Source organism: Mesorhizobium sp. M2A.F.Ca.ET.037.01.1.1 (assembly GCF_003998075.1).
GTDB lineage: Bacteria > Pseudomonadota > Alphaproteobacteria > Rhizobiales > Rhizobiaceae > Mesorhizobium.
In genome coordinates this window covers 1-3048 of record NZ_RZSA01000819.1, presented here as the reverse complement: position 1 = coordinate 3048, position 3048 = coordinate 1, and the positions used below count along the sequence as shown (strand labels likewise).

At 59.6% G+C, this 3048-nt stretch carries 2 protein-coding genes and 1 pseudogene; 2 read left to right on the top strand and 1 reads right to left on the bottom strand.

Annotated features, from left to right (window positions below; genetic code table 11):
• Positions 1-666: aldehyde dehydrogenase family protein (locus tag EOA27_RS29555; RefSeq protein WP_127257889.1), on the top strand; the 666-nt coding region annotated here is incomplete at its 5' end.
• A gap of 786 nt (positions 667-1452) precedes the next feature.
• On the opposite strand, the gene EOA27_RS29550 is transcribed toward EOA27_RS29555, so the two are convergent.
• A complete protein-coding gene (locus EOA27_RS29550) occupies positions 1453-1968 on the bottom strand; it encodes a DUF2285 domain-containing protein (RefSeq protein ID WP_224570032.1) in 516 nt (171 codons plus the stop codon).
• A gap of 931 nt (positions 1969-2899) precedes the next feature.
• On the opposite strand from EOA27_RS29550, the pseudogene EOA27_RS29545 reads away from it, so the two are divergent.
• Positions 2900-3048: pseudogene (locus EOA27_RS29545) on the top strand (transposase); the annotation flags it as partial.

Genomic DNA, 3048 nt, shown 5'->3' with positions numbered 1-3048 from the left:
ATCATCTTCGATGATGCCGACATTGACGGTGCTGTTGACGGTGCGGTCCAGGCGAAGTTCCGCAATGCCGGCCAGACCTGCGTTTCCGCGAACCGCATTTACGTCCAATCGAGCGTTCACGATGAGTTCGTCAAGAAATTCGTGGAAAGAATCCGGCACTTGTCGGTTGGCGACGGATTCGATGCCGGAGTGGACATCGGACCGCTCATCGACAAGCATGCTCTGGCCAAGATCGAGTCTCACATCGCAGATGCCATTGCGAAAGGCGGCACAATACGATGCGGGGGCCAGCGTATCGGCAAGAATGGCACGTTTTTCGAACCCACGGTCCTCACCGAGATTTCCAGCGTCATGGCAGTCGCGCAAGAGGAGACATTCGGGCCGCTCGCGCCGATCATTCGCTTCAACGATGCGGATCAGGTCGTGCGCGAGGCCAATGACACGATCTACGGCCTCGCCGCATACTTCTATGCCTCAAACCTGAAGCGGGTCTGGCGTGTGGCAGAGGCTCTGGAATATGGCATGGTTGGCATCAACACGGGACGCATGTCCTCGGAGGCGGCACCGTTTGGCGGGATCAAACAATCCGGCATCGGGCGGGAGGGTTCCCGTCATGGCCTCGAGGACTATCTGGAAATGAAATATCTTTGCATGGGCGGGATTTGAAACCTGCTGCACTGTCTCTCCGCCCCACCGGGGGGCGGCCTGCGGTCAATGCCGCCACCTAATTGGAAGTTCCAAACGCCGTTGACCTGAAACACGGATGCCCGGCAGGAGACTGAGCTCGCTGCCGGGCCGGACATGCCTTGGGAGGGCATAAATCAGCGCTCCTAGGGCCGATGGGCCACTCAGTTCGTGCGCCTTTTGCCGATTGCGTTGCATGTGCCGTGCCAAGCCAAAAAGCATTGATAAACCGCCGATGGATCAGCTTTTGCCCTGTTGCGCATTCTACATTGTGGGATATGCGACAATGCCCAAGCGGTTGAATCGTCGTGTTGCAGAACCCCAGACGGGTCATGACTGCTATTCTTAGGACAGTGCGCAGCAAGCCGCTACTCGCTGCACTCCAGGCACACCATTTCCATAATCAAGCGGTGGGTGCTATGTCTGACCGAGCTGTCGACCAGGGAACGGTGTGAGGCCTCAAATCCCTCCATATTGTTGCACCCGCCGGTCCAACAGGACTGCAGGTCCGGACTCAAAGGATCTTGGCTGCTATGGCGACATTGCGGTGCACGCCGCTTTCCGACCAATGATGTGCGTCCAGGTCGAGGCCGGCCCTAATGAACCACCGCCTTGGCACCCTCGCCCATCTCATTTTCGGCATCGACAAGCTAGACCAGAGCGCACTTGCAAGGCGCCATGCAGTCCTGTCGGCGGGCGAACTGTTGGTGACGGGTACAGCTGCGAGCGAACGTTCATCCACCGACGCACAGCGCGGACTGTCGCTTTTCAAATTAGGAAATCTCTGTAGCCACCATTCATGAGCGCGCGGCCACGCGAGACGGCCCGACGGATGCGGTCGCGCAGATGATCGCGAGGATCCGCCCAGTCGGCATGGACGCGCCGTTGACCGATGAGAACTTCGGCGAGCTCGCGATGAGGTGCTCCGGCGAGCGAACCGTCGAGCGCACGAAGAACGAAGGACAAACGAACGCCGCGCTTTTCCGGCGCAAACAAGCGGGGGGGCAACTGTTGCCCTAGACTGAGAGCATTGAGGCACTCCAGTCCCCTCAGTCGATGCTTTAAAAGCACCGCGGGCCAGATGGCTTGCGTATGCAGGCAAACAGGGTGGAGGATATTCGCGCCCGAGACGGCGAGCTGCAGCGCGTGGTCCGCATTGCGAAGAAGAACATGCTGGCTCTTGTCGGGCGCCAGCAGGACGATTGCACGACAGGGCAATGCCGAGAGTTCGAACGGCGGTGTCGGCGACGAGGCAGGCAACCGTTCCGCAATGACCGGCAGCACATGGACGCACCAGAGCGGACACCAGAATACGACCGAAGCGCGGCCACAAGACTCCGCGAAACAGAACACCCCAGCGTGACAGGTCGCCGGCCGACGCGACCATATCGAGAAAGGATTGGAGAGACCAAGTCTTGCAATGCTGGCGCGCAGCGGTCAGATCGCGCTGGAACGCTGGATTGCGGCGTAAGAACTCCCAAGCCCACTCCCGCAGCGTCAGGCCAGCGGTGTAGTCGTATGATCTTTCATCCCGCCAATCGGCCTGATCCGCGCCAGTCAGGAGATTCATGACTGACATCCCCTGCCCGCGCCTGCGTGCGTCGAAACATTATGCCACTTCGCAAAGCATCGGCGTAGGCAGCAGACGTCGAAGACCCCGTTTCGTTGAAGCGTCAGCCATCGCCACTGTCGGCGACAGAAGATGTGCCCAAATTGCCACCAGACCGTCGAACTGGCACAGCGACGGCCAGCGCGACCTGGAATTGATCCCGTAACAGTCATCGGCTCCTGCGTCGCGATCCAGACGTCCCTTGAAGGCGCAGTAGCGCGGCAGTGGATCGCACGCTGCTTGTCGGCAAGTTGTCGTAGCGGCGGCGCCATAGGCACGGTCATCGGAGGGTCTCCTGCGGCAAGCTTTCGCCATTGGAGGCCAATCTCCCCGCTAGGGCAGCCTGTGCAGTTGCACAGGTGAAGCGGATCAATCAGGGGGAGCCATGGCGGAAACTGGATGATGGCGGCTTGAGGAGAGCGGCGTATCGAGGCGGGGGATGAAGCCTGCCAGTACCTCTCAAGGAGAGTGATACGCCATGAACGAGACTATCAACACATTGTTCGCCTTCGTCAGCCCGACGAAATCGATGATACCCTGACGGATGTACTTCGCAGCGGCGCGCGCAAATTGCTTGCGCATGCGATCGAGATGGAGGCCGAGGCGTATGCCAAGGCGGTCGACTGCCTGACGAAAGATCATATTGCGTCGCTGGCGCTCTACGATTTCCCCGCCCAACACTGGGATCATCTGCGAACGTCCAATCCCATCGAAAGCGTCTTTGCAACCGTTCGCTATCGCACGGTGCGTACCAA